The sequence below is a fragment of the Stenotrophomonas sp. Steno-Z10-HUANG genome (assembly GCF_056393075.1).
The window spans coordinates 88,223-105,839 of record NZ_JBWJPA010000013.1; the positions used below are offsets into that span (position 1 = coordinate 88,223).

Annotated in this window: 18 protein-coding genes; 6 read left to right on the top strand and 12 right to left on the bottom strand. The window is 71.8% G+C overall.

Annotation, left to right across the window (positions count from 1 at the left end):
• Positions 1 to 2: 2 nt before the first annotated feature.
• Positions 3 to 269: a DksA/TraR family C4-type zinc finger protein gene (locus tag AC06E6_RS15625; RefSeq protein ID WP_104938444.1), complete on the bottom strand. Its 267-nt coding sequence runs from the start codon at positions 267 to 269 to the stop codon at positions 3 to 5.
• Positions 270 to 345: 76 nt separating this feature from the next.
• Positions 346 to 903, bottom strand: a complete 558-nt coding sequence (locus tag AC06E6_RS15630; protein ID WP_478061937.1) for a DUF2058 domain-containing protein — start codon at positions 901 to 903, stop codon at positions 346 to 348.
• A gap of 65 nt (positions 904 to 968) precedes the next feature.
• Here AC06E6_RS15630 and AC06E6_RS15635 point away from each other — a divergent pair, with 65 nt between their 5' ends.
• Together AC06E6_RS15635 and AC06E6_RS15640 are read left to right on the top strand one after the other, a co-directional pair.
• Positions 969 to 1,484: a M48 metallopeptidase family protein gene (locus AC06E6_RS15635; protein WP_293757783.1), complete on the top strand. Its 516-nt coding sequence runs from the start codon at positions 969 to 971 to the stop codon at positions 1,482 to 1,484.
• Between the two features lie 112 nt (positions 1,485 to 1,596).
• On the top strand, positions 1,597 to 2,307 hold the full coding sequence (locus AC06E6_RS15640; protein WP_240211533.1) for an rRNA pseudouridine synthase: 711 nt from the start codon (positions 1,597 to 1,599) through the stop codon (positions 2,305 to 2,307).
• Positions 2,308 to 2,380: 73 nt separating this feature from the next.
• Here AC06E6_RS15640 and AC06E6_RS15645 read toward each other — a convergent pair whose 3' ends face one another.
• From AC06E6_RS15645 to sstT, 3 genes are read right to left on the bottom strand one after another with little or no spacing between them, the layout of a single operon-like run.
• The gene (locus AC06E6_RS15645) at positions 2,381 to 2,686 is read right to left on the bottom strand and encodes an AzlD domain-containing protein (RefSeq protein WP_240211534.1); all 306 of its coding nucleotides are present in this window, start codon (positions 2,684 to 2,686) and stop codon (positions 2,381 to 2,383) included.
• The gene (locus AC06E6_RS15650; RefSeq protein WP_478061938.1) at positions 2,683 to 3,405 is read right to left on the bottom strand and encodes an AzlC family ABC transporter permease; all 723 of its coding nucleotides are present in this window, start codon (positions 3,403 to 3,405) and stop codon (positions 2,683 to 2,685) included. The genes AC06E6_RS15645 and AC06E6_RS15650 overlap by 4 nt, the downstream gene beginning before the upstream one ends.
• Positions 3,406 to 3,407: 2 nt before the next feature.
• Positions 3,408 to 4,616 (bottom strand): serine/threonine transporter SstT, encoded by a 1,209-nt coding sequence (gene sstT / locus AC06E6_RS15655; RefSeq protein ID WP_240211536.1) that lies wholly within the window; start codon positions 4,614 to 4,616, stop codon positions 3,408 to 3,410.
• 114 nt (positions 4,617 to 4,730) lie between these two features.
• Between sstT and AC06E6_RS15660 the strand changes: the two genes are divergently transcribed.
• Positions 4,731 to 6,308, top strand: coding sequence for a phospholipase D family protein (locus tag AC06E6_RS15660; RefSeq protein WP_478061941.1), 1,578 nt, complete (start codon positions 4,731 to 4,733; stop codon positions 6,306 to 6,308).
• A 21-nt stretch (positions 6,309 to 6,329) separates the two neighbouring features.
• On the opposite strand, the gene AC06E6_RS15665 is transcribed toward AC06E6_RS15660, so the two are convergent.
• The 4 genes from AC06E6_RS15665 to AC06E6_RS15680 all read right to left on the bottom strand — a co-directional run bounded on the left by AC06E6_RS15665 (position 6,330) and on the right by AC06E6_RS15680 (position 9,755).
• The gene (locus AC06E6_RS15665) at positions 6,330 to 7,397 is read right to left on the bottom strand and encodes an HDOD domain-containing protein (RefSeq protein ID WP_313247420.1); all 1,068 of its coding nucleotides are present in this window, start codon (positions 7,395 to 7,397) and stop codon (positions 6,330 to 6,332) included.
• A gap of 49 nt (positions 7,398 to 7,446) precedes the next feature.
• Positions 7,447 to 7,737: a hypothetical protein gene (locus tag AC06E6_RS15670; protein WP_054664458.1), complete on the bottom strand. Its 291-nt coding sequence runs from the start codon at positions 7,735 to 7,737 to the stop codon at positions 7,447 to 7,449.
• Positions 7,738 to 7,828: 91 nt separating this feature from the next.
• Positions 7,829 to 9,046: an MFS transporter gene (locus AC06E6_RS15675; RefSeq protein ID WP_240211538.1), complete on the bottom strand. Its 1,218-nt coding sequence runs from the start codon at positions 9,044 to 9,046 to the stop codon at positions 7,829 to 7,831.
• A gap of 73 nt (positions 9,047 to 9,119) precedes the next feature.
• Positions 9,120 to 9,755, bottom strand: a complete 636-nt coding sequence (locus AC06E6_RS15680) for a LysE/ArgO family amino acid transporter (RefSeq protein WP_161614678.1) — start codon at positions 9,753 to 9,755, stop codon at positions 9,120 to 9,122.
• Positions 9,756 to 9,881: 126 nt separating this feature from the next.
• On the opposite strand from AC06E6_RS15680, the gene AC06E6_RS15685 reads away from it, so the two are divergent.
• Positions 9,882 to 10,787 carry a LysR family transcriptional regulator ArgP gene (locus tag AC06E6_RS15685; protein WP_054664448.1) on the top strand — a complete coding sequence of 302 codons (906 nt, stop codon included), beginning with the start codon at positions 9,882 to 9,884 and terminating at the stop codon, positions 10,785 to 10,787.
• A gap of 68 nt (positions 10,788 to 10,855) precedes the next feature.
• Here AC06E6_RS15685 and AC06E6_RS15690 read toward each other — a convergent pair whose 3' ends face one another.
• Positions 10,856 to 11,767, bottom strand: coding sequence for a M14 family metallopeptidase (locus AC06E6_RS15690; protein WP_478061945.1), 912 nt, complete (start codon positions 11,765 to 11,767; stop codon positions 10,856 to 10,858).
• A gap of 75 nt (positions 11,768 to 11,842) precedes the next feature.
• Complete coding sequence (locus AC06E6_RS15695) at positions 11,843 to 12,736, bottom strand: acyltransferase (RefSeq protein ID WP_161614680.1); 894 nt, start codon at positions 12,734 to 12,736, stop codon at positions 11,843 to 11,845.
• A gap of 155 nt (positions 12,737 to 12,891) precedes the next feature.
• Between AC06E6_RS15695 and AC06E6_RS15700 the strand changes: the two genes are divergently transcribed.
• Complete coding sequence (locus AC06E6_RS15700) at positions 12,892 to 13,743, top strand: diguanylate cyclase domain-containing protein (protein WP_478061947.1); 852 nt, start codon at positions 12,892 to 12,894, stop codon at positions 13,741 to 13,743.
• Between the two features lie 38 nt (positions 13,744 to 13,781).
• A complete protein-coding gene (gene rnt, locus AC06E6_RS15705) occupies positions 13,782 to 14,438 on the top strand; it encodes a ribonuclease T (protein WP_313229748.1) in 657 nt (218 codons plus the stop codon).
• Positions 14,439 to 14,507: 69 nt separating this feature from the next.
• On the opposite strand, the gene AC06E6_RS15710 is transcribed toward rnt, so the two are convergent.
• A complete protein-coding gene (locus AC06E6_RS15710) occupies positions 14,508 to 17,459 on the bottom strand; it encodes a diguanylate cyclase (RefSeq protein ID WP_478061948.1) in 2,952 nt (983 codons plus the stop codon).
• Positions 17,460 to 17,617: the final 158 nt, after the last annotated feature.

A 17,617-nucleotide genomic window follows, 5' to 3' on the forward strand; every position in this document is an offset into this window, starting at 1 on the left:
CCTCAGCGCAGCTGGCTGTCCTTGCTGCCACGGCGGTTGTAGCCGCTGTGTGCCGACTCCTCCGCATCCAGCGCCTGCTGGCAGGCCACGCACAGGCGTACGCCGGGAATGGCCCTGCGCCGCGCCTCGGGAATCGGCGCATCGCATTCCTCGCAGCGCTCCAGCCCCGGCCCGCTGGGCAGGCGGCTGCGGGCGCGCTTGATGGCGTCCTCGACAGTGGCGTCGATCTGATCCTGAACGGCGGTATCTCCCGCCCAACCGGTGGCCATGGCTGGCTGCTCCGTAGTGACCGGGGGCCAGCCTAGCGCAAACGCCTGTACCCCGGGCCAACGCGCCGCCGCGGTGTCACCACACCAGGTCGTCGGGCACCACGAACTGCGCGTAATAGGCGTCGTCCTCGGCGTTGCCGCTGGACGCCGGCGCGTCGCCGGGCTGGCCGTGGTCGAGCACGATCAGGCTGGCGTCGCGCTCGCGCACCTTCTCGGCAGCCAGCCGTGGCAGCAGCTCGAAGCCCTCGCCGTGGCGCGCGATCACCAGGGTGCCGGCGGCCAGCTGCTTGCGCAGCGCCTCGTTCACCAGCAGGGTGCGGATCGCGGCGCCATCGCTGAAGCGGTACTCCAGCTCGCCGCGGCGCGGTACCCGGCGGTCGGCGATGATCTGCCGCGCCTGCGCGCGCAGTTCCTCGGCGCGGCGCTGGGCGTTGCGCTCGGCAGCCAGCAGGCGGTCGCGCTCGGCCTTTTCCGCACGCACGCGCTCGGCCTCGCGCTGGCTGTCGCTGGGGCCGGCGGGCGCCCCCTTGGCGTGCCGCGCCTTGTTCTGCTCGCGCGCGACCTGGGCCACCTGCGATTTCTTCACCAGGCCGGCCTTGAGCAACTGCTCCTGCAGGGGATTCGCCTTTGCCATGTTTCGCACTACGTGATCGGATCGATGCTGCCATGATACCGGCCCGTCCCCGCCCGCGCCTGCCGATGCAGCCCCTGACCTACCTCGCCGGTTACCCCGAACACCTGCAGCAGCACGCCCGCGCGCTGCTGGCGCGAGGAGCCCTGGGCGAGGCCGTGCGCCGCCGCTACCCGGAGCCGCACGCGGTGCGCAGCGACCGCCAGCTCTACGACTACGTGCAGGCGCTGAAGGAGCGCCACCTGCGCCAGTCGGTGCCGCTGGGCAAGGTGCTGTACGACGGCAAGCTGCAGGTACTCAAGCATGCACTGGGACTGCACACGGCGGTGTCGCGCAACCACGGCGGCAGGCTCAGGGCCAGCCGCGAGATCCGCATCGCCAGCGTGTTCCGCGATGCCCCGGCGCCGTTCCTGCGCATGATCGTGGTACACGAGCTGGCGCACCTGAAGGAAGCCGAACACAACAAGGCCTTCTACCAGCTGTGCCTGCACATGGAGCCGGATTACCACCAGCTGGAGTTCGACCTGCGCCTGTACCTGACCGCGCTGGAGCACGAAACCGCCAGCTCTCCTGACGTCCCGTAAGGCCGGGGCTTGCCCCGCATGCCGCCTCGCCGGGAAAGCCTCGTGCCGGGCAAGCCCGGCACCTACGGTCGCCACGGCGCTACACTCCCCGCCCGCCGTACTGTCCGCCCCCATGACCAGCCCGATCCGCCTCGACAAGCGCCTCGCCGCGCAGCTGAACTGTTCCCGCGCCCAGGCCCGGCACTACATCGAGGGTGGCTGGGTCCGCGTCGACGGGGTGGTGGTGGAGGCGCCGCAGGCGATGGTGGGCGCGCAGACCGTCACCCTCACCGCCGGCGCCAGCAGCGAGCCGGCCGAACCGGCGACGCTGCTGCTGAACAAGCCCGCCGGCTGCACAACCGAAGAAATGTCCGCGCTGCTGCGCGAGGACGCGCGCTTCGCCGACGATGCGTCCGGCATCCGCCTGCTGCACCGCCACTTCCTGCGCCTGGAAACGCCGATGCCGCTGGACGACGATGCCTGCGGGCTGGTGGTGCTCACCCAGGACTGGCGCGTGCGCCGCCACCTGCTCGAGACTGGCGCGACGCTGGAACAGGAATACATGGTGGACGTGGACGGCGAAGGCAGCCCCTGGGCGCTGCCGCGGCTGACCCACGGCCTGGATTACCAGGGCCGCGCACTGCCCGCCTGCAAGGTCAGCTGGCAGAGCGAGCAGCGCCTGCGCTTCGCGATCAAGGACGTGCGGCCGGGCCAGCTGCAGCACATGTGCGCCGCGGTCGGCCTGCGCGCCACCCGGGTGCGGCGGCTGCGCATCGGCCGCATCGGCCTGAGCCGGATGCCGGACGGGCAGTGGCGCTATCTCGGCTCCGGCCAGCGCTTCTGAGCCGCACTCCCGCAGGCGCAGGGCTTGCCCTGCACGACACTCTCCCGGCCAAAGCCCCGCCGGTCGCGCCGACTTACGCCAGCAAGCGCAGCACAGCCGCCGCCACCGCACCCACCAGCACCACCCCCAGGAACGGCAGCCGCAGCGCCAGGGCCAGCGCGGCCACCAACAGCGCGCCGAGGCGCGCGTCCAGGACCACGCCCTGCCCGGCGGACACCGCGTTCATCGTGGTCAGCGACGCCAGCAGGCCAATGGTCAGCGCACCGGCCACGCGGGTCATGCGCGGCGACTGCATCCAGCGCACCGGCACCAGATAGCCGCAGAACTTGATCGCCCAGGCCGCCACGCTGGCCAGCAGCACCCAGCCCCACAGCGTCACCGGGCGTCTCCCGCATCGTGGCCGGGCGCCACGTCCGGTTCCAGCCCTTCATCGGCCGGCCCGCGCCCGAACCCGCCCCACAGCGCGGCAACCGCGGCGGCCAGCAGGATCGGCACGCCCGGTGGCGCCCACGGCAGCGCCAGCACCGTGACCAGCGCGCAGGCCACGGCGATGGCCACCGCTTCGCGCGCGCGCAGGCGCGGCCACAGCAGACCCAGGAAGGCCGCCACCGCGGCGCCGTCCAGCCCCCAGCGGCGCGGGTCGCCCAGTGCATCGCCGAGCAACGCGCCCAGCAGGGTGCACAGGTTCCACAGCACGTACACGCCGACACCGGCGACCCAGAACCCGCGGCGCTGCTCGGCCGGCGCGTCCTGGCCGGCGGCGGTGGCCGCCGATTCGTCGATGGTGACCTGCGCCGCCAGCGGGCGCAGCCAGCCGCGCGGCCGCAGCAGGTGGTTGATCTGCGCGCCGTACACCGCGTTGCGGATGCCCAGCAGGGTGGCCGCGCCGAACGCGGCCGGGCCGCCGCCGCCAGCACCGACCACGCCGATGAAGGCGAACTGCGAGCCGCCGGTGAACATCAGCAGGCTGAGCGCCGCGGTCTGGCCGACGCTGAAGCCCGATGCCACCGCCAGTGCCCCGAAGGAAATGCCGTACAGGCCGGTGGCCACGGCGATGGACAGGCCGATGCGGACCGCGGGGGTGAGGCGCGGCGCCATGTTCAGCCGCGCCCGCGTGCCTGTTCGGCGGCGGCCACGAACACCACGTCGGTGGAGGAGTTGAGCGCGGTCTCGGCCGAGTCCTGTACCACGCCGACGATGAAGCCCACCGCCACCACCTGCATCGCCACGTCGTTGGAGATGCCGAACAGGCCGCAGGCCAGCGGGATCAGCAGCAGCGAGCCGCCCGGCACGCCGGAGGCACCGCAGGCACCGATCGCCGCCACCACGCTCAGCAGCAGCGCGGTGGGCAGGTCCACGGCGATGCCCAGGGTGTTGACCGCCGCCAGCGTCAGCACCGAGATGGTGATCGCCGCGCCGGCCATGTTGATGGTCGCGCCCAGCGGGATCGCCACCGAATAGGTTTCCTCGTGCAGGCCCAGCTTGCGGCACAGCTCCATGTTGACCGGGATGTTGGCCGCCGAGGAGCGGGTGAAGAACGCGGTGATGCCGCTCTCGCGCAGGCACCGCAGCACCAGCGGGTACGGGTTGCGGCGGGTGGTCAGCGCCACGATCAGCGGGTTGCCGACGAAAGCCATGAACAGCATCGCCCCCACCAGCACGCACAGCACGTGCAGGTAGACCTTCAGCGCGCCGAGGCCGGATTCGGCCAGCAGCGAGGCGACGATGCCGAACACGCCCAGCGGCGCCAGCCGGATCACCATGCGCACGATCCATGTGATCGCGGCGGACAGATCGCCGACCAGCGCGCGCGTGCCGGCGCCGGCATGGCGCAGCGCCAGCCCCAGGCCGATGGCCCAGGCCAGCAGGCCGATGTAGTTGGCGCGGGCCAGCGCGTTGACCGGGTTGTCCACCACCTGCATCAGCAGGGCGCGCAGCACCTCGCCGATGCCCCCCGGCGCGCTCAGCCCGGCGTCGGTGGGGGCCTTCAGCAGCAGCGTGCTGGGAAACAGGTAACTGGCCAGCACGCCGACCAGCGCCGCGGCCAGGGTGCCGGCCACGTACAGCAGCAGGATCGTGCGGATGTGGGTCTTCTGCCCCTGCTGGTGGTTGGCGATGGAGGCCGTCACCAGCACCAGCACCAGCACCGGGGCGACCGCCTTGAGCGCGGCCACGAACACCGTGCCGAGCAGGCCGGCGGCGTGCGCGCCCTGCGGCCAGGCCAGCGCCAGCACGATGCCGGCGAGCAGGCCGATGATGATCTGGACCACCAGGCTGGGGGCACGGAAGGAACGGGAACGGTTGCGCATCGGCGGGCTCGGGCAGGACAAACCGCGATTCTCGCCCAGACCCCGCCGCGCCCACACCCCCGGAACGTCATGGCCGACGCACCGGCATCACCCGGACACCGCTAGGATGCGCCCATGGAACCTTCCCCTTCCCGCGGCAGGCGCCTGCTGCGCCTGTGCTGCCGCGTCCTCGCCGCGCTCCTGCTGCTGGTCGCCAGCGGCCTGCTGCTGGGCGACTGGCTCACCCCGCGCGCCGTCGGCGAGCCCTCCACGGCGCTGCCGCCACGCGCCGGGCAGACCGCGCTGGACCGCGCGCTCGAGCCGCAGCTGGCCGCACACCCGGGCCGCAGCGGCGCGGCCTACCTGGTCGACGGCCTGGAAGCCTTCGCCGCGCGCTCGGTGGTCACCCGCCAGGCCGGCCGCAGCCTCGACCTGCAGTACTACATATGGCACGACGACATGGTCGGCCACCTGCTGGTGAACGACGTATACGCCGCGGCCGCGCGCGGGGTGCGCGTGCGGCTGCTGCTGGACGACATGAACGCCAAGGGGCTGGATGCGCAGCTGCTGGCGCTCGACGCGCACCCGCGCATCGAAGTGCGCCTGTACAACCCGTTCCGCAACCGCGAGGGCCTGTGGCGGCTGGTGGAGATGGTGCAGCGGGTCTTCAGCATCAACCACCGCATGCACAACAAGGCCTGGATCGCCGACGGCCGCGTGGCCATCGTCGGCGGCCGCAACATCGGCGCCGAGTACTTCGATGCCCGCGAGGACGTCAATTTCCGCGACCTGGACCTGCTGCTCGCCGGCCCGGCCGCCGGCGAGGCCAGCGCCATCTTCGACGCATTCTGGAACAGCCCCGCCGCCGTACCGATCGCCGCCCTCGCCGCGCATTCGGAGCGCCAGCTCGACCAGCTGGTTTCCCGTGCGGCGCTGGACGCGCGCCGGGAAGAGGCGCTGCCCTACCTGCAACGGCTGCGCGAGCGGCTGGCTGGCCCCTATGTCGGCGGGCGCCTGCCGCTGCACTGGACCGAGCGCCTCCAGGTCCATTCCGACCCGCCGCTCAAGCACCGCGACAACGACCGCGGCGACTGGCTGGTGACGCGCCTGGGCCAGGAACTGGGGCAGGCGCGGCACAAGACCCTGCTGATATCGCCCTATTTCGTCCCCGGCGACAGCGGCACCGGTGAACTGCTGCGGCAGCTGGCCGACGGCGTGCAGGTGGGCATCGTCACCAATTCGCTGGCGGCCAATGACGTGGCCGCGGTGCACAGCGGCTACATGCACTACCGGCTGCCGCTGCTGCGCGGCGGCGCCAGCGTGTACGAACTCAAATCGCGCGGCAGCGACGGCGGTCGCGGCTCGGCCTTCGGCAGCAGTGGCGCCAGCCTGCACACCAAGGCCATCGTCGTCGACGACCGGCGCGGCTTCGTCGGCTCGTTCAACCTGGACCCGCGCTCGGCCTACCTCAATACCGAAATGGGCGTGCTGTTCGACGATCCGGTGCTGGCCGCACAGCTGCGCGAGGAATACCTGCGCCTGTCCGGGGCCGAGCTGAGCTACTACCTGTATCTGGACAGCGACGGGAACCTGCGCTGGCTGGACCGGGCGCGGACGCCACCGGCCGGCTACGTCGTCGAACCGGACACCACCTGGCTGCAGCGCGCCACCGCCCGGGTGATCAGTTGGCTGCCGCTGGAATCACAACTGTGATGCCGCGCCGCGAGGCGCGGCTCAGCCCTCGCCCGGCGCGTCCGGGCTGACCCGCTTCCACAGCCAGCCACCGACATGGCCGGGAACGCAGGCGGACAGCGTCTCCAGTGCCTGCGCTTCCTCCAGCAGTCCTTCCCGGCACAGCATCGACAGCGCCGCGGCCAGTTCGCCGACCTCCAGCGAACGCGCCAATGGCGTCGATGGCGCGCCCTGCCCGCCGGCCTCCAGCGCCGCGGCAACATCGGCGGAAAGCTGCCATGCGCGCGCGATCCGCGCCGCCAGCAGCGGGGTGCAGCGTTCCAGCAGCGACAGCAGCAGGGCCGGCGACGGCGCCAGCGTCTGCCGGCGCGAATAGGCGTCGGCGGTGGCGCGCACCACCATCACCATCGCCAGCCCGCGCAGCAGGCCGGCCAGCTGCGCGGAGAAGCCGTCTTCGCGCTCCACGCTGCGGGCATGGTCGGCCGCGGCCAGCGACATGCGCAGGGTGTAGTCCCACACCCGCTGCGAGAACCTGCCGCCATCGCCGTCGGGAGGGTTCATCACCGGCTGCACCAGCGCCGCGGAAATGATCTGGCGGATGCCTTCGTTGCCGACCACGGTCACCGCCCGCTCGATGCTGCGCACTTCCTGTTGCTGGAAGCGGTACAGCGCACTGTTGGCGATGCGCAGCAGGTTCACCGTCAGCAACGGGTCACTGCCGATGATGCGGCCGATGGAACGCGCCGAGGCGGTGCTGTCGTTGACGCTCTGGATCAGCTGCGGCAGCAGGTGCGGGCGCCGCGGGATGTAGCGTTGCGACAGGTCCGCGCGCTCCAGCACCGCCATCACCGTATCGGCGATCTGGCGGTGCTCAGCCGCAGCGGGCGGCTCCGCCGCGTCGCCTTCGATGCCGAGCGCGGCGCGCAGGAACTGCCGGCGCATCCGTGGCAGCAGCGCCGGGTCCATTGCCGGGGCGGCCGCGTGGTCGGCATCGGCGGCCTCGGGGACGAAGCTCCAGGCCGCCTGCGGACGCCGCCGGCCGAACCACCAGGCCGCGCCCACGCCGGCCAGCAGTGCGGCCAGCAGCGCCGGGACGATCACCGGTTGCATGGCTGGTACCCCGGGCGGGCGGGAGCTGAAGGCCGCATGCCGCGCCCCGTTACCTGTCGGCTTTTTCCAGGCGGATGCCGAGCGGACCGCCCAGCGAACCGTCTTCGTTGATGGTGAAATTCAGCGACGCGCCCTTCTGCGGCAACGCCACCTTCAAGGTATCGCCCTCGCGCACGTAGGTGGTTTCCTGGGAGATGCCCATCGCCTCGATGGTGACCGTGCCGCCGGGCGTGAAGCTGTACCGGGTGACGCCCATCGCATCGGCATAGACGCCCTTGATCCCCTGGCTGCAGGCCGACAGCAGGCACAGCACGGCGATGACGGGCAGGTACTTCTTCATTGCTTCCCCCGGAGGTAATGGCGCGGCCATCCACGGCCGCCGCATGCGGATTGATTCTGCCACAGGCCGGCGCCGGCCAAGCCGCCGGTCGTCAGTCGTCTGCGCCCGCCGGTGCGCCGCTGGCGAGCGCGGCCTGCGGCAACGGCGCGCGCACGAAGCGCGCCGACAACCGCAGCGCATAGACCAGGCCGGCGAGCAGCGCCAGGCCGGCGCCGCTGGCGAACGCGGCGGCCAGCCCGAAGCGGGCGGCGACCAGGCCGGCCAGCACCATGCCGGCGCCGATGCCCACGTCCAGCGCGCAGAAATAGGTGGCCACCGCGGTGCCGCGGCGGGCATGGCCGCCGAGATTGACCATCATCGTCTGGTAGGCCGGGTAGACCACGCCGAAGCCGAAGCCGGCCAGCAGCCCGGACAGGTAGTACGTCGCCGGTGCGGCCGCATACGCCATCAGCCCGAGCCCGGCGACGATCGCCAGGCTGCCGCCGTTTGTCGCCAGCACCACCCGGCCGCCGTCGATCAGGCGCCCGGAAAAGCCGCGCGAGACCATCATGCCCACCGCCATCAGGGTGAAGAAGATGCCGGTATTGCCCGCGCCCAACTGTTTGCCGTGGAGCGCGGCAAAGGCCAGCAGCATGCCGTAGCCCAGGCCGATCACGGCCAGGTTCAATGCCAGCGGGAGGCCGCGTACCAGCAGGAAACGATCCAGCGACAACACCGCCGCGGCACCGTCGCGCCGCTTGCGCGGCGCATGCACCCGCGACGCCACCAGCAGGCCGGCGATGCCGGCGGCCACCGCCGCCTCGAAGATCACCTGGAACGGATGGTGGTCCATCAGCCACAACCCGGCCATCGGCCCCAGCGCCATCGCCAGGCTGCTCATCAGCCCGAACAGGCCGATGCCCTCGCCGCGGCGCGCCGAGGGGATGATGTCGATGGCCTGGGTGTTGGCCGCGGTGCTCATCACCGCGAAGGTCACGCCGATGCCCAGCCGCACCAGCACGAACACCAGCACGGTGTGCGCCAGCAGGTAGCCGGAGGTGAACAGCACGTACGCCGCCAGCGCCAGCAGGTAGGCGTGCTTGGCGTTGAAGCGATCGACGATGAAACCGGAGAACGGCCGCACCAGCAGCGCGGCGATCACGTAGCTGGACAACACCAGCCCCACGGTGGCCTCGCCGATCCGCAGCTGCTCCACGAGATGGAACGGCAGCGTCGGCATCAGCACGTAGAACGACATGCCCATCAGGAAGTTGGCGATGCACGCCAACACGAACCCCGGGGTCCACAGCGCGGGCCGCGGCTGGCTCATGCGCGGCCGCGGAGTGCGCGCCCCGGTAGCGCACTGGCGCCCGCGCGGATGCGCCTGGGCAACGCCCGCGCCATCAACCGACGCCGCGCAGCGCCAGGGTCAGCGCCAGCACGCTCAGGATCACCGCGATGGTGCCGTCCAGCACGCGCCAGGTGCCGGGCTTGTGGAACAGCGGCGTCAGCAGGCGCGCGCCCAGACCCTGCGCGGTCAGCCACAGCGCGCTGGCGGTGACCACGCCGGCGGCGAACGCCATGCGCGCGTGGCCGAAGTTGTCGGCGATCGAACCGATCACCACCATGTCCAGCCAGAAATGCGGGTTGATCACCGAGAACCCGGCCGCGGCCATCATCGCCGCCCGGCGCGAGGATTGCGCGCTGTCGTCCAGCTGCATGCCGCCACCGCCGGCTACGGCCCGCCGCGCCGACTGCAGCGCATACCAGACCAGGAAGGCGACGCCGCCCCACAGCAGCACGGTCGTCAGCCACGGCAACTGGCTGGTGAGCGTGCGCAGGCCCGCCACGCTGGCGAAGATGAAGGCCGCGTCGATGGCGAAGCAGGTGGCGATCACCGGGATCACGTGCTGGCGCAGGATGCCCTGGCGCAGGATGAAGGCGCTCTGCGCGCCGACCACGGCGAAAAGACCGATGCCGGTACCGGCACCGCTGAGCCAGGCGGCGCTGGTGGCCTGGGCGGTTACGACGGAAAACATGGGGGGAAACTGCCTGTCTGCGGGTGGGGAGGACACACCGGGGATGCGTCGAAGGCGGCGATTGTCGCAGTGCAGCATCCAGAAGTGGAGCTAAACTTCTTAAACCCTCATTAGCAGAACTTAATCATGCGCATCGACCATGCCCAGTTGCGGGCGCTGGCGGCGGTGATCCGCGAAGGCAGCTTCGAGCGCGCCGCGCTGGCGTTGAACGTCACCGCCTCGGCGGTATCGCAGCGGATCAAGGCGCTGGAGGAGCGGGTCGGCAAGCTGCTGGTCCGGCGCACCACGCCCACCGAAGCCACCGCCGAGGGCCAGGTGCTGGTGCGCCTGGCCGAGCAGACCGCGCTGCTGGAGCGCGATGCGTTCGAGCGCATCGGCCTGTCAGACGCCGACCTGCCACGCGCCAGCATCCCGGTGGCGGTGAACCACGACAGCATGGAAACCTGGTTTCCCGAGGCCGCGCTGGCGTTCGCCCGGCTCGGCAGCACCACCCTGGACCTGCATACCGAGGACCAGGACCACACCGCCGCGCTGTTGCGCCAGGGCGCGGTGCTGGGCGCGGTCACCACCCTGTCCGAGCCGGTGCAGGGCTGCCAGATCCACGCGCTGGGCAGCATGCGCTACGCCGCCACCTGCACCCCCGAGTTCCATGCGCGGCACTTCGCCAGGGGCGTCACCGCGCAGGCGCTGGCGCAGGCCCCGGTACTGGTGTTCAACCGCAAGGACGACCTGCAGGCGCGCTATGCCCAGCGCCTGACCGGCTCGCAGCAACCGCTGCAGGCGCCGACCTGGTGGATCCCCTCCACCCGCGCCTTCGTCCATGCCAACCTCGGCGGCCTGGGCTGGACCATGAACCCGCTGCCGCTGGTTCGCCGCCACCTGGACAGCGGGCGCCTGGTCTACGTCAAGGCGCGCGCCTGGGAGGACATCCCGCTGTACTGGCAGCACTGGAAGGGCGAGGTCGCGTCGATGGCGCTGCTGACCCGCGCCATCCTGCAGGCGTCCTCCACCCTGATCCGCAGGCGCCGCTAGCGCCGCTGCGCGCGTGCCCGGGTCCGCCGCCGCGCGGCGGTGCCAGGCAGGCCGGTCCCGGGCGCGGGTCAGGCCAGCGCGTACTCCAGCCCGCCGCGCACCGCGGCCACCTGGGCGTCGTCGCACTGCGCGGGCGTGGCGCGCGGGCTGTCGGGGTAGACCTCGGTGGTGGTGGTGTAGCGCGCGTCGGTGATGCCCGCGCACAGGCCCAGCGCCCTGTACGGGTACTCGATCACCCCGGGCGCGACCACCGGCGAGCCGATGATCCGCCCCTGCGCGTCCGCCGGCGCGATGTGGGTGACCGCGGCCACCGCGGCGATCACCGCCTGCTGGAACGCCGGTTGCGGGTTGAGCGCGTCGGCACACAGGTAGAAGCCGTCGGGGACGCTGTCCGCCTCGAACGGCTTGCCATCGCGCGCGGCCAGCGCCGGGCGGAACTCGCCTTCGTCGCTGTCGGTGGTCTCGTGCAGGTCGATGTGCATCACGAAGCGCCCCGCCAGCGGCTGCACCAGTGCCATCAGCGCCGCCGACTCGGGCGCCGGGCTGGCGGCGGTGAAGTTGCGGTTGGGGTCCAGCGCCAGCGCGTTCCAGCGCTGGATGCGCTCATAGCCCCACGGGCTCACGCAGGGCGCGACCAGCAGGTTGCAGCGGCCGGCGTAGTTGGCGCCGTGCCGCTCGACGAACTTCAGCGCGCCCAGCACGCCGCTGGTTTCGTAGCCGTGCACGCCACCGGTCACCAGCGCCACCGGCAGCGCGTCGTCCCAGCCGCGGCTGCGGATCGCCAGCAGCGGATAGCGGCCGGAGGGATAGTCCAGTTCGCCGTATCCGGCCACGTCGAAGCGGTCGCGCAGCGCGTCGATCCGGGCCAGCACGTCGTCGGCATAGCTGCGCTGCACGCGCTGCCGCGCCAGCCATTGCGCCCTTTCCGCCGCGCCCCAGGCCTGGCCGGGGGTTCCGATGGGATAAAAAGCGGTGGTCATGGCGGCTCCTGGTGGTGACGGACAGGCGCGCACTCTACACCGCCCGGCGCGGCGGCGAGGCCACGCCGGCGCCGGTCACCCCGGGCGGGCGGGGTCGGCAAGCAGCCCGGCGATGTCCGCGTCCTTCTGCTGCCACAGCCCGTTCATCCACTGCTGGAAGCGTGCGCGGAAAGCGCGGTCGCCCTGGTAATCGCCGGCGACCAGATCGGCCGGGATCGGCCGCTGTCGCACCAGCACCTTCACTTCCGGGACGCGGTTGGCCATCAGGTCCAGCATCGACGGGATGCCACCGGGATAGACGATGGTCACGTCCAGCAGCGCATGCAGGCCCTGCCCCATCGCATCGAGCACGAAGGCCACGCCACCGGACTTGGGCTTGAGCAGGTGCCGGAACGGCGAGCCCTGGCCGTCGTGCTTGGCACGGGTGAAGCGGGTGCCTTCGACGAAGTTCATCACCGCCACCGGGATGTCGCGGAAGCGCGCGCAGGCGCGCCGCGTCGCCTCCATGTCGCGCCGCCCCAGCTCCGGGTTGCGGGCGATCTGCTTGCGGCTGTAGCGGCCCATGAACGGGAAATCCAGCGCCCACCACGCCAGCCCCAGCACCGGCACCCAGAACAGCGAGCGCTTGAGGAAGAAACGCAGCAGCGGGATGCGCCGGTTGAACACCTTCTGCAGCACCAGGATGTCCACCCAGCTCTGGTGGTTGGCCAGCACCAGGTAGTGGCCGTCGCGCGCCAGCGTGGCCGGGACGTCGACCGTGAAGCGGGTGCGGGTGAACGCCTGCATCATCGCGCTGTTCACCCCGATCCAGCTCTCGGCCAGCCCGGTCAGCAGCGGGTTGCAGGCGCGGCGCACCGCGGCCAGCGGCAGCAACGCCTTGAACAGCGCCACCGCGAACAGCGGCAGGCAGTGCAGCAGGGTGTTGAGCGCGATCAGCAGCAGGATCGGGACGATGCGGAACCATTTCATGGGGGACTATCTCGCGCGGTTCGGGCCGGGGCCGCCATCCAAAAGCGGCACAGGGTAGCAAACGCCGCGGGCGGTGGCCGACGCCCGCCGGTCTTCCACCGGCCCCCCATGGCGGCGCGATAATCCCCTTCCCGCCCCTGCCCCGCCGTCCCCGCATGCCCCCGACGCTGCCGCCCCCGGGCGAGATCCTCGACCTGTTGCCCGACGTGGTGTGCGTGGTCGACCCGCAAGGCCATTACCTGGCGGTCAACGCGGCCTTCGAGCGGCTGATCGGCTATCACCCCGAGGAGGTGCTGGGGCGGCGCATGACCGAACTCATCCACCCCGATGACCACGCCACCACCGCGCAGGCGGTGCAGCGGGTGATGGAGGGCCGGCCGCTACCGCACTTCCGCAACCGCTACGTCCGCCGCGACGGCGGGCTGGTGGACATGCAGTGGTCGGCCAGGTGGCTGCCCGACTACGGCGTACGCATCGCCGTGGGCCACCCGGTCACCGAACTGCGCGACCTGGAGCGGCGGCTGGAGTTCATGGCCGCGCACGACCCGCTCACCCGGCTGCCCAACCGCCACCGGCTGCGCGAGGAACTGGACCGGCTGCTGGCCGACGGCACCCGGCCGCTGGCCGTGCTGTACCTGGACCTGGACGGCTTCAAGGCGATCAACGACCGCCATGGCCACGCGCTGGGCGACCAGGTGCTGCGCGAGACCGCCGCTGGCCTGCGCCAGGCGCTGCGCCACGGCGACTTCATCGCCCGCGTCGGCGGCGACGAGTTCGTGGCGCTGCTGCCGGACTGCGGCCACGCGGACGACGCCCGCGCGGTGGCCGGCATGCTGCAGGCGGCGCTGGACCAACGCCAGGCGCAGCCGTCGTTCGCGCGCATCGGCGTCAGCATCGGCGTGGCCTGCTGCCCGGCCGACGGCCGCGACGCGGAAACCCTGCTGCGCCACGCCGATGCCGACATGTACGCGGCCAAGCACGGCCGCGGGCGGGCCGCCGGTGCCTGAGCCGCGGGGCCGGCACGGGCCTCTGCTACCCTATCGCGATGAACCAAACCGCTGACCGCCCGGCCACCGCTCCTGTTTTCACGCCGATGGCGCAACGCTTCCGCGGCTTCCTGCCGGTGGTGGTGGACGTGGAGACCGGCGGCTTCGACTGGAACCGGCACGCGCTGCTGGAAATCGCCGCCATTCCGCTGGACATGGACGAGAACGGCCTGCTGCGGCCCGGCCAGACCAGCTGCGCGCACGTAGTGCCGGCCGAAGGCACCGAGATCGACCCTAAGTCGCTGGAGGTCACCGGCATCGTGCTGGACCACCCGTTCCGCCTGGCCAAGCCCGAGCGCGAGGCACTGGAACACGTGTTCGCGCCGGTGCGCGCGGCGCTGAAGAAGCATGGCTGCCAGCGCGCGATCCTGGTCGGGCACAACGCCCACTTCGACCTGAACTTCCTCAATGCCGCGGTTGCCCGCAGCGGCCACAAGCGCAATCCGTTCCACCCGTTCAGCGTGTTCGACACGGTGACCCTGGCCGGCGTGGCCTACGGCCAGACCGTGCTGGCGCGGGCGCTGCAGGCCGCCGGCTTCGAGTGGGATGCCAGCCAGGCGCACAGCGCGGTGTACGACACCGAGCAGACCGCGCGCCTGTTCTGCCAGATCGTCAACGGCTTCCGCAGCCAGGAACAGGGAGCCCGCAACGGGTAACGGCGGAAACCGGCGCGGCGCTGCTGCCCGCACGCGTTCCCGGTTCCCGTCCCCCCGTTGCCGGGGTCGTCACCCCAGGCAGATCCGGTCGCGGCCGTCGCTCTTGGCCTGGTACAGGGCCTTGTCGGCGCGCTGGAACAACAGCAGCGGGGTGCGGTCGCCGGCCGCCAGCTGCACCAGCCCGGCACTGAACGTCACCCGCAGGCCCTCGATCCCGGCCCAGTTGCGCTGCGCATGGAACAGCCCCTGCAGGCGCGTGCACACCGCTTGCGCCTCCTCCAGCGGGGTGTCGTTGAGCAGCAGCGCGAATTCCTCGCCGCCCAGCCGCGCCGGCAGGTCGGAATCCCGGCAACTGGCGGCCAGCAGCCGCGCCACCTCGCAAAGCACCTGGTCGCCGACACTGTGCGACCAGCTGTCGTTGACGGTCTTGAAATGGTCGATGTCCAGCACCAGCAGGCTCAGCGGGTGGCCGCTGCGCTGGGAGCGGGCGAAATCGCGCGCCAGCGCCTCGTCGAAGGCACGGCGGTTGGGCAGGCCGGTCAACGGATCCTCGTGGGCCTGGCGCTCGAACGCCACGGCCTGCTGGCGCAGGCGCTCGGCCAGCGCGGTCTTCTCCTGGTTGGCCGCCAGCAGGCGCTCGGCCTGCAACTGCAGGTCGGCGGTGCGCTCGGCAACCTGGCGCGCCAGGCGCATGTTGCTGGTCTTGTAGCGATGGATCAGGTACCGGTACAGCGCCACCAGCGCCAGCAGCAGCGCGATGCCGGCCGCGGCCTGCACGCTGCGGCGCTGCCACGGCAACGGCTCGACGGTGAACTTCCAGGCCGCCTCGCTTTCGCTCCAGCGGCCGCCCGGGTGCATCGCCGAGACATGCAGGGTGTAGTCGCCCGGCGGCAGCCCCACGAACTCGACGCTGCGCTGGTTGCCGCGCTCGATCCAGTCGTGGTCCAGCCCTTCCAGCCGGGTGCGGTAACGGATCCGGTCGGACATCAGGTAGCTCAGGCCGACGTAACCCACCGTCAGCCGGCGCCCGCCGGGCACGGCGGTGACGCCGTGCGCCTGCCAATGCAGCGGCACCCCGTCCAGCTGCACGCTTTCCACCACCACCGGCGGCGGCAACCGTTCGCGGAACCGCTGCAGCCGCAACGGGTCGACCATGCTCAGGCCGCCGGCGGTGGCGACCCAGTAGGTGCCGTCGGCGCGCAGTACCGCGGACGGCCCGGTGCTGCCGTTGGCCTGGGCGTTGTACATGCCGTCGATCTCGTTGTAGCGCTCGACCTCGATCCGCGGGCTGCGGCCATCGGCCACCGCGTCCAGCGCCGCCATCGTGGTGCGCAGGATGCCGCGGTTGCTGCTGATCCAGACATTGCCCAGGCGATCGGGCACCATTTCGAACACGGTGTCCACCGGCATGCCCTGTTCCAGCCCCACCCGCGCCAGGCGGCCGTCGCGGTAGCGGTACAGGCCGCGGTCGGAGGTGGCCCACATCGCGTCGCCGACCGGGGTGAAGCCGAAGATGCTGCGGCCACCGCCGAGCCCGTCCACGTCCAGCCGCTGCACGGTATTCCCGCGCAGCACGCGGATGCCTTCGATGGTGCCTATCCACAGGCCGTCCTCGGTGTGGCGCAGCGCGGTCACCAGCCCGCCCGGCAACCCGGCCACCGTGGGCACCTGCACGCCGTCGGCGCCCAGCCGCACCACGCCGCGCTGGGTGCCGGCCCAGATGCCGTCGCCATCGCGGTCGGCGGCCATCACCCGCACGTTGCCTGCCGCCAGGCCGTCGGCGGTGCCGTAATGGCGGCTGCGGCCCTCGCGGTCGATGCGGTAGATGCCGTCGCCGAAAGTGCCGACCCACGTCGCGCCATCGCGGCTCTGGATCACGCTCAACACCGACGGCGCCTTGCCGACGCTGTTGCGCAGCGGCACCGGCACGATGCGGCCGTCGCGCTCCATCCGGTCCAGGCCGGCGGCACCACCGATCCACAGGCGTCGCTGGTCGTCCTCGATCACCGCGCGCACGTAGTCCCCGCTCAGCCCATCGCGGGTGGTGTAGCTGCTGAACAGGGTTTCGCGCAGCCGGTACAGGCCACCGTTGCCGCCCACCCAGATGCTGCCTTCGGCATCCTCCATCAGGCTGGTGATGCGCCCGTTCTGCATCTGCCGGCTGTCCGGCAGGCGCTCCACGCCATGGCTGCCGATGCGGAACAGCCCCTGGTTCTCGGTGCCCAGCCACAGGTCGCCGTGGCGGTCCTGCAGCATCGCGGTGGTGTGCGAAACCCCGGGCAGCACGTGCACCCGGCGCGCGCCGCCCGGGTGCATCCGGTACAGCGCGCCATCGGTGACGATCCACAACGCGCCGTCCGGCGCGCGATAGGGCCAGGCCGGGCCCGGCGGCAGGTCCAGCGCGGCCGGCGCGTTGCCCAGCACGCCATCGTCGCCGCGCAGCTTCAGGCCATCCATGGTGCCGACCCAGACCCGGTCCTGGTCATCCACGGCCAGCCAGTTGGACAGCGTCATGTTCACCGGCGCGCCCGGCGCCGGCGGCTCGTAGACCAGGCGTCCGTCGGGGGCCAGGTAGCCCAGCCCGCGGCCCTCGTAGAGCAGCCACAGCCGGCCCTTGCTGTCCTTCTGCATCGCCTGGATCAGAACCTTCGGCGCCGGCGGGTGCTGCGGCCACTGCCGCCAGCGCCCGTCGAGCGTGCGCCGCAGGACGTTGCCGCGTGAATCGGTCACCCACAGCGCGCCATCGCGGTCCACGTACAGCGCACCGATGCCGTTGTCGAGCAGCCCGGGCCGGGTGCTGCGGTCATAGAGGTCGAAATCGAGCCCGTTGTAGCGCGCCACCCCTTCCCAGGTGGCGAACCACAGGTGTCCTTCCGGGGTCTGCGCGATGCCGCGCAGCGAGTTGTGCGGCAGGCCGTTGCGCGAGGTCCACATGTCCACCGCGTAATCGCGCAGCGGCGGCGTGTGTTCGGCCGCGGCCGCGCCCCCGGCCACCAGCAGCAGGCACAGCCAAAGCCGCATGAGGCGCCGGACCCAGCGACCGCCGCGCATGCGGCCGGGACGCGATTGGCGGCGTCGCTCAAACGACGGGGCCGGGCGGTCGAGCGGTGCGGACGGCTGCGGCAACGTCATGTGCACGGACAGGGAGAGAGTGCGCACATGGTAGGGGGATTGCCGGC

Excerpts from the sequence above, each read along its gene's own strand:
- AC06E6_RS15700 (WP_478061947.1), top strand. The coding sequence starts at position 12,892 with ATGCCCCCGACGCTGCCGCCCCCGGGCGAGATCCTCGACCTGTTGCCC.
- AC06E6_RS15690 (WP_478061945.1), bottom strand. The coding sequence starts at position 11,767 with ATGACCACCGCTTTTTATCCCATCGGAACCCCCGGCCAGGCCTGGGGC.
- AC06E6_RS15650 (WP_478061938.1), bottom strand. The coding sequence starts at position 3,405 with ATGGCGCCGCGCCTCACCCCCGCGGTCCGCATCGGCCTGTCCATCGCC.
- AC06E6_RS15665 (WP_313247420.1), bottom strand. The coding sequence starts at position 7,397 with ATGCAACCGGTGATCGTCCCGGCGCTGCTGGCCGCACTGCTGGCCGGC.
- AC06E6_RS15710 (WP_478061948.1), bottom strand. The coding sequence starts at position 17,459 with ATGCGGCTTTGGCTGTGCCTGCTGCTGGTGGCCGGGGGCGCGGCCGCG.
- AC06E6_RS15625 (WP_104938444.1), bottom strand. The coding sequence starts at position 269 with ATGGCCACCGGTTGGGCGGGAGATACCGCCGTTCAGGATCAGATCGAC.
- AC06E6_RS15675 (WP_240211538.1), bottom strand. The coding sequence starts at position 9,046 with ATGAGCCAGCCGCGGCCCGCGCTGTGGACCCCGGGGTTCGTGTTGGCG.
- AC06E6_RS15670 (WP_054664458.1), bottom strand. The coding sequence starts at position 7,737 with ATGAAGAAGTACCTGCCCGTCATCGCCGTGCTGTGCCTGCTGTCGGCC.
- AC06E6_RS15635 (WP_293757783.1), top strand. The coding sequence starts at position 969 with ATGCAGCCCCTGACCTACCTCGCCGGTTACCCCGAACACCTGCAGCAG.
- sstT (WP_240211536.1), bottom strand. The coding sequence starts at position 4,616 with ATGCGCAACCGTTCCCGTTCCTTCCGTGCCCCCAGCCTGGTGGTCCAG.
- AC06E6_RS15640 (WP_240211533.1), top strand. The coding sequence starts at position 1,597 with ATGACCAGCCCGATCCGCCTCGACAAGCGCCTCGCCGCGCAGCTGAAC.
- AC06E6_RS15630 (WP_478061937.1), bottom strand. The coding sequence starts at position 903 with ATGGCAAAGGCGAATCCCCTGCAGGAGCAGTTGCTCAAGGCCGGCCTG.
- AC06E6_RS15660 (WP_478061941.1), top strand. The coding sequence starts at position 4,731 with ATGGAACCTTCCCCTTCCCGCGGCAGGCGCCTGCTGCGCCTGTGCTGC.
- rnt (WP_313229748.1), top strand. The coding sequence starts at position 13,782 with ATGAACCAAACCGCTGACCGCCCGGCCACCGCTCCTGTTTTCACGCCG.
- AC06E6_RS15680 (WP_161614678.1), bottom strand. The coding sequence starts at position 9,755 with ATGTTTTCCGTCGTAACCGCCCAGGCCACCAGCGCCGCCTGGCTCAGC.
- AC06E6_RS15695 (WP_161614680.1), bottom strand. The coding sequence starts at position 12,736 with ATGAAATGGTTCCGCATCGTCCCGATCCTGCTGCTGATCGCGCTCAAC.
- AC06E6_RS15685 (WP_054664448.1), top strand. The coding sequence starts at position 9,882 with ATGCGCATCGACCATGCCCAGTTGCGGGCGCTGGCGGCGGTGATCCGC.